The organism is Rhodococcus sp. T7 (assembly GCF_009872365.1).
Lineage (GTDB): Bacteria > Actinomycetota > Actinomycetes > Mycobacteriales > Mycobacteriaceae > Rhodococcus_F.
On the sequence record NZ_WXYH01000390.1, the window covers coordinates 159,029 to 165,122 of the forward strand.

The window sequence follows — 6,094 nt, forward strand, 5'->3', positions numbered from 1 at the left end:
CAGTTCATCGACTGCTTCTACGACTACCACAAGAACCTCAGCCCCGAAGAGGTCGTGTGGGACTACGACACCTACACGTACTACGGCAGCGAACGCTTCGAGCGTGACCTCTTCGTGGACGGATACGTCGACCACGCGATCTTCCAGGCCACCCTGCTCAGCGACTTCTACCACAAGGGATTCGGGCAGACGGACGAAGCGCTCGCCCTGGTCGCCAAGAATCCCGGCAAGCTCACCTACAACCACGCCTACGACCCGCGCCACGAGGAGGCCGGCCTCGAACAGCTCCGCAAGGACGCGGACCGGATGAACCTGCAGGGCGTCAAGCTCTACACCGCAGAATGGCACGGCGACTCCCGCGGCTACAAACTCGACGAACCGTGGTCGCGGCGCTACCTCGAAGAATGCATCAAGCTGGGGATCAAGAACATTCACGTTCACAAGGGCCCGACGATCCGCCCCCTCGACCGTGACGCTTTCGACGTTTCCGACGTCGACAAGGTCGCCACCGACTACCTGGACCTGCGATTCGTCGTCGAGCACGTGGGTCTGCCGCGGCTCGAGGACTTCTGCTGGATCGCCACCCAGGAGTCGAACGTGTACGGCGGTCTGGCAGTGGCATTGCCGTTCATCCACACCCGGCCCCGCTATTTCGCCCAGGTCATCGGTGAACTGCTCTACTGGATCGGCGAGGACAAGATCCTCTTCGGCAGCGACTACGCACTGTGGACCCCGAAGTGGCTGATCGAGAAGTTCGTCGACTTCCAGATCCCCGAGGACATGCAGAGCGAGTACGCCCCGATCACCGTGGAGCAAAAGCAGAAGATTCTCGGTCTCAACGCGGCAGCGCTGTACGACATCGATGTTCCCGCCGACCTGCAACTGGCCGAGCCGGCCGGACAGGAAGGTGTGGAGGTCGCCGCCGGGGCGCGCGAGCCGGAATCCGTGCCGTCATGACCGCCGTCGTCGTCTGCACCGAACACGACGTCCTGATGGCCCTGTCGACGGTCACCGACCCGGAACTGGACGAACCCATCACCGATCTCGGGTTCGTCCGGTCGGTCACCCTCGACGACGACGGGGTCACCGTGCACCTGCGGCTGCCCACCGCGTTCTGCTCGCCGAACTTCGCCTACCTCATGGCATCCGACGCCCTCGACGCCCTGCGCCTGATCGAGGACATCGGCGAGGTGCGGGTGATGCTCGACGACCACCACGACAGCGACAAGATCAATACCGGCCTCGCAGCCGACGCCGGATACGTCGGAACGTTCGGCTCCGAGGCGGAAGAGAGTCTGCACGAACTGCGCCGAACGTTCCGGTCCAAGGCACATGCCGCGGCGATGGAACGCTGTGTGGAGGCGCACCTGAAGACCACCGACATGGGTGTGAACGAGATTTACCGACTCGTTCTCAGCGACCTCGCCCCCGGAAAAGCGAAGGCCGCGTTGCTGCGCCGCCGAATCGGCCTCGGGTTGAGTATCTGCCCGGCCAGCCCGGTGTTCGTCGACGACGCCGGCAAACGCATCCCCGCGGAGTCGGTGCCGATGCGGCTGCGGTTCGCCAAGTCGGTACGCATTTCGATGGAAGGCAACGCTCACTTCTGCCGCGGCCTGCTCGCCACCCGCTACGCCGACAGCGAATCCGTCGGCGCCACTCCGCGAATCACCAATCTCAGAACCAGGAGCCCTCGATGAAGGCCGTGCAAGTGGTGGGATACCACACCAAGCTGCAGCTCACCGATATTCCCGAACCCACAATCGAGGGTCCCCTCGATGTCATCGTGCGGATCGGCGGCGCGGGTGTGTGCCGCACCGACCTGCATGTTCTCGAGGGGCAATGGGAGGAGAAGTCCGGTGTCGCACTGCCGTACACAATTGGTCACGAGAACGCCGGTTGGGTCCACGCGGTAGGTGACGCCGTCACCAACGTGGTGGTCGGCGACAAGGTGATCCTGCACCCGCTGATCACGTGCGGGCTGTGCCGGGCGTGCCGTTTCGGTGACGACGTCCACTGCCAGAACAGCAAGTTCCCCGGCATCGACACCAACGGCGGGTACGCCGAGTATCTGCGCACCACCGCCCGCAGCGTGGTCCGGATCGACGACTCGCTCGAACCCGCCGACGTCGCCGCCCTCGCCGACGCGGGCCTGACGGCGTACCACGCCGTGGCCAAGGTCGCCAGGACCACTCGCCCCGGAGACGTGTGCGTGGTGATCGGGGCAGGCGGACTCGGCCACATCGGCATCCAAGTCCTGAAGGCGATTTCCGGGGTCACCGTGGTCGTGCTCGACCGTAACCCCGCGGCCGTCGACCTCGCCGTGAAGATCGGCGCCGACCACGGCATCGTCGCCGACGGCACCCACATCCAGCAGGTGCTCGACCTGACCGGCGGGCACGGCGCCGAAGCCGTCGTCGACTTCGTCGGTGAAGGCGGTGCCACCGCCGAAGGGATCGCGATGCTGCGCCGCGCCGGGAACTATTACGTCGTCGGCTACGGCGAGAACCTCGACGTTCCGACCATCGATGTGATCTCCACCGAGATCAACTTCATCGGAAATCTCGTCGGCTCCTACAACGACCTGCAGGAGCTCATGACCCTCGCCGCCCAGGGCAAGGTCACATTGCACACCACCCGGTACCGGCTCGAGGATTTCCAGCAAGCCCTCGACGATCTCGATGCCGGTCGGGTCCGCGGCCGGGCGATCCTCGTCCCTTAACCGCATCTCTCCGCGAAAGAACGCACGAAAGGACACATCAGCCATGGCGAAAGAGCTGCGGTACAACACGGACGCCCGAGCCCGCCTCGAGCAGGGCGTCAACGCCCTCGCCGACGCGGTCAAGGTGACCCTCGGCCCCAAGGGGCGCAACGCGGTGCTCGAAAAGCTCACCGGGCCACCGACGATCACCAACGACGGCGTGACCATTGCCCGCGAGATCCAGCTCCGCGAACCCTTCGCCAACATGGGTGCCCAGTTGGTCAAGGAGGTGGCGATGAAGACCAATGGTGTGGTCGGCGACGGCACCACCACCGCCACCGTGCTCGCTCAGGCCATGGTCCGCGAGGGTCTGCGCTCGGTCGATGCCGGCGCCAACCCCATGCGGGTGCGGCGCGGTATCGAGCGGGCCGTGTCCGTGGTCGTCGATTCCCTCCGCGAGCAGGCCTCCCAGATCGGGGGACAGGCCGATCTGCACCGGATCGCGACTCTCGCCGCCAGCGACGACGAAGTGATCGGGCACGCCATCTCGACCGCGGTTGATTACGTCGGCAAGTCCGGGGTCGTCACCACCGAGGAGAGCGACACCCTCGGGCTGTCGGTCAACATCGTCGACGGCATCGAGTTCGATCACGGCTACATCTCCGGCTACATGGTCACCGACCCGGAGCGGATGGAAGCGGTGCACACCAATCCGCTGATCCTGCTGACCAACAAGAAAATCAGCAAGGTCCAGGACATCATGCCGAGCATCGAGGTGGCCAAACGCGCCGACCGACCGCTGGTGGTACTGGCCGAGGACGTCGACGGTCCGGCCCTGCAGCTGCTCGTCGGCGGAAACATGCACAAGACCATGCAGTCGGTGGTCGTGCGCGCCCCCGGTTTCGGCCATCGCCGCGTCGCCGAGCTCGAAGACCTCGCCGTGGCACTCGGTGGGCACGTGATCGCCAAGGACACCGGCATCGAACTGTCCGAAATCAGCGTCGACCATCTCGGATCGTGTGACCGCATCACCGTGACCGAGAACGAGACCACGATCGTCGGCGGACACGGGGACCAGCGCCTCCTCGATGCCCGCATCGCCCAGCTCGAGGCCCAGCTCGAGCGCGCGAAGATCGAGGCGGATCAGGAAAGCCTCGAACTGCGTATCGCCCGGCTCACCGGGCGTGTTGCCGTCATCCGCGTCGGCGGCGCGACCAGTGTCGAACTCAAGGAACGGATGCTGCGCGTCGACGACGCGCTGGCCGCCACCCGCGCCGCGGTCGAGGCCGGAATCGTCTCCGGAGGTGGCACCGCGCTGGCGCAGTCGCATCGGGCATTGGCCGACCTCGACCTGGCCGGTGACGAGGCCATCGGATGCGACGTCGTGCGCCGCGCTCTCCCCGAACCGCTGCGCTGGATCGCGATCAACGCCGGGTTCGACGGCGACAAGGTCGTCGAGGTGGTCGCCGGCCTGCCGCTCGGGCACGGATTCAACGCGCTCACCGGCGAATACGGGGACATGTTCGACGACGGAGTGATCGACCCGTTCAAGGTAACCCGCGCCGCACTCGAAAGCGCAGCCTCGATCGCGGCACTGCTGATCACCACCGAAACCGCTGTCGTGGAAGAAATTATCGGCAATCCCGGTGCCATCATGGCACCCGGTTTCGGCGATCTCGCCGAAGGCATGGTCCGCCCGTCGAATATCTACTAGAAACCAGTGGGTCACCGCCTCGCGGTTCCGCGAGGCGGTGACCCACGCCCGAAAGGAAGTGAAGCATAGTGATTTTCATTGTGGTGAAGTTCAACGTCCTCGACGAACACCAGAACGACTGGTTGCTCATCACCAAGGAGTTCACCGACGCGACCCGATCGGAACCGGGCAATCTCTGGTTCGAATGGCACCGCAGCGCCGACAATCCCGCCGAGTTCGTGCTGATCGAGGCATTCGCCGACGGGCAGGCCGGTTCCGACCATGTCAATGCGGACCACTTCCGGAAAGGGCTGGACGCGATGCGCCCGGCACTGAGCGAGACACCGCGCATCCTCCACACCGAACTTCCCGGCGACGACTGGTCCCGCATGGGCGAGCTGGAAATCACTCCCTAGATCGATAGGTACCCCCCGGCACATGTAGGACGAACCAATCGGACGGCGTCACCGCGGGCACACGATCCTGTCTCGACAGGACATGTGCCCACGGTGCTGCGCACACGCCACGCCGCCTACCCGCGCGGGACGGTCCCAGCGGTAGGGCTGCGATGCACAAACCAGTGTGGAAGGACAAGACATGACTGCCTTGATGACGGGTCCCGTCGCGGACCTGACGGCAATGCTCGGCGAGGCAGTTGTCATCACCGACGGCGACACCATGATCGCCTACACCCGCGATCAGGCGCTGCTCTCGCCATCCGGTCGACCGATAGCAGTGGTTCGTGCCCGGACGGTCGACGACGTCGTCACGACGCTGCAGACTGCCTACCGGTACAAGATTCCGGTTGTCACGAGAGGTGCGGGGACCGGCCTGGCCGGCGGTGCCAATGCCCTCGAGGGGTGCATTGTCCTGAGTACCGAGAAGATGAACCGGATCCTCGAAATCGACGAGCAGTCCCGTACCGCGACGGTCGAACCCGGTGTCATCAACGGCGACCTCGCTACCGCAGCAGCAGAGCGAGGACTCTGGTACGTGCCCGACCCCGGCAGTCGCGCCATCTCCACGATCGGTGGGAACCTCGCGACAAACGCCGGTGGGCCCTGTTGCGCCAAATACGGGGTCACCGGCGATCACGTCGCCCGGATCAAAGCCGTGCTCGCCGACGGCCGCATCATCCACACCGGTGCCGTCACCCGCAAGAACGTCGCCGGCCTGAACCTCACGCAACTGCTGGTCGGATCCGAGGGCACCCTTGCCGTCATCGTCGAGGCGACCATGCGGTTGCGCAGAAAACCGGCGCACGCATCCACTGTGGTGGCGGCGTTCGCCGACCCCGTCCAGGCCGTCGACGCGGTGATGGCGATTCAGAACGTGGCCGAACCGAGCCTGGTCGAACTCATGGACCACAACACGATCACCGCGGTCAACGACCTGACCCAGATGGGCCTCGACGAGAACGCCGGTGCCCTGCTACTCATCCAGTGCGACGGCGAGGCCGCGAAGGCGGAAACCGAGCGCATCGCGCAAGCATGCCGCAGTTGTGCGGCGACCGAACTCTTCGTGACCACCGACCCGGTCGAAAGCGACGGGCTCATGCAGGCCCGCCGTGTGGCGCTGACCGCCCTCGAACGCTACGGCAGTACCCTGCTCGACGACCTGGCAGTGCCGGTGCCCCGGCTACCGCACATGCTCGACGCCATCAGCCGTATCGCCGACCGCCACCACCTTTTCGTCGGCACCTT

Annotated in this window: 6 protein-coding genes; all 6 read left to right on the top strand. The window is 65.3% G+C overall.

Annotated features, from left to right (window positions below; genetic code table 11):
* Positions 1 to 957, top strand: a 957-nt coding sequence (locus MLGJGCBP_RS49245) for an amidohydrolase family protein (protein WP_160097753.1), incomplete at its 5' end; no start/stop codon positions are given.
* The gene (locus tag MLGJGCBP_RS49250) at positions 954 to 1,697 is read left to right on the top strand and encodes an iron-sulfur cluster assembly protein (RefSeq protein ID WP_160104069.1); all 744 of its coding nucleotides are present in this window, start codon (positions 954 to 956) and stop codon (positions 1,695 to 1,697) included. The genes MLGJGCBP_RS49245 and MLGJGCBP_RS49250, both read left to right, overlap by 4 nt.
* On the top strand, positions 1,694 to 2,719 hold the full coding sequence (locus MLGJGCBP_RS49255; RefSeq protein WP_109326756.1) for an NAD(P)-dependent alcohol dehydrogenase: 1,026 nt from the start codon (positions 1,694 to 1,696) through the stop codon (positions 2,717 to 2,719). The genes MLGJGCBP_RS49250 and MLGJGCBP_RS49255 overlap by 4 nt, the downstream gene beginning before the upstream one ends.
* Before the next feature lie 43 nt (positions 2,720 to 2,762).
* Complete coding sequence (gene groL / locus MLGJGCBP_RS49260) at positions 2,763 to 4,412, top strand: chaperonin GroEL (protein WP_160095373.1); 1,650 nt, start codon at positions 2,763 to 2,765, stop codon at positions 4,410 to 4,412.
* A 68-nt stretch (positions 4,413 to 4,480) separates the two neighbouring features.
* Positions 4,481 to 4,807 (top strand): putative quinol monooxygenase, encoded by a 327-nt coding sequence (locus MLGJGCBP_RS49265; protein WP_160095371.1) that lies wholly within the window; start codon positions 4,481 to 4,483, stop codon positions 4,805 to 4,807.
* Positions 4,808 to 4,988: 181 nt separating this feature from the next.
* The coding region (locus MLGJGCBP_RS49270; protein WP_160095369.1) for an FAD-binding oxidoreductase at positions 4,989 to 6,094 on the top strand (1,106 nt) is incomplete at its 3' end.

Coding starts and splice junctions, on each gene's coding strand:
- MLGJGCBP_RS49250 (WP_160104069.1), top strand. CDS start 954: ATGACCGCCGTCGTCGTCTGCACCGAACACGACGTCCTGATGGCCCTG.
- MLGJGCBP_RS49255 (WP_109326756.1), top strand. CDS start 1,694: ATGAAGGCCGTGCAAGTGGTGGGATACCACACCAAGCTGCAGCTCACC.
- groL (WP_160095373.1), top strand. CDS start 2,763: ATGGCGAAAGAGCTGCGGTACAACACGGACGCCCGAGCCCGCCTCGAG.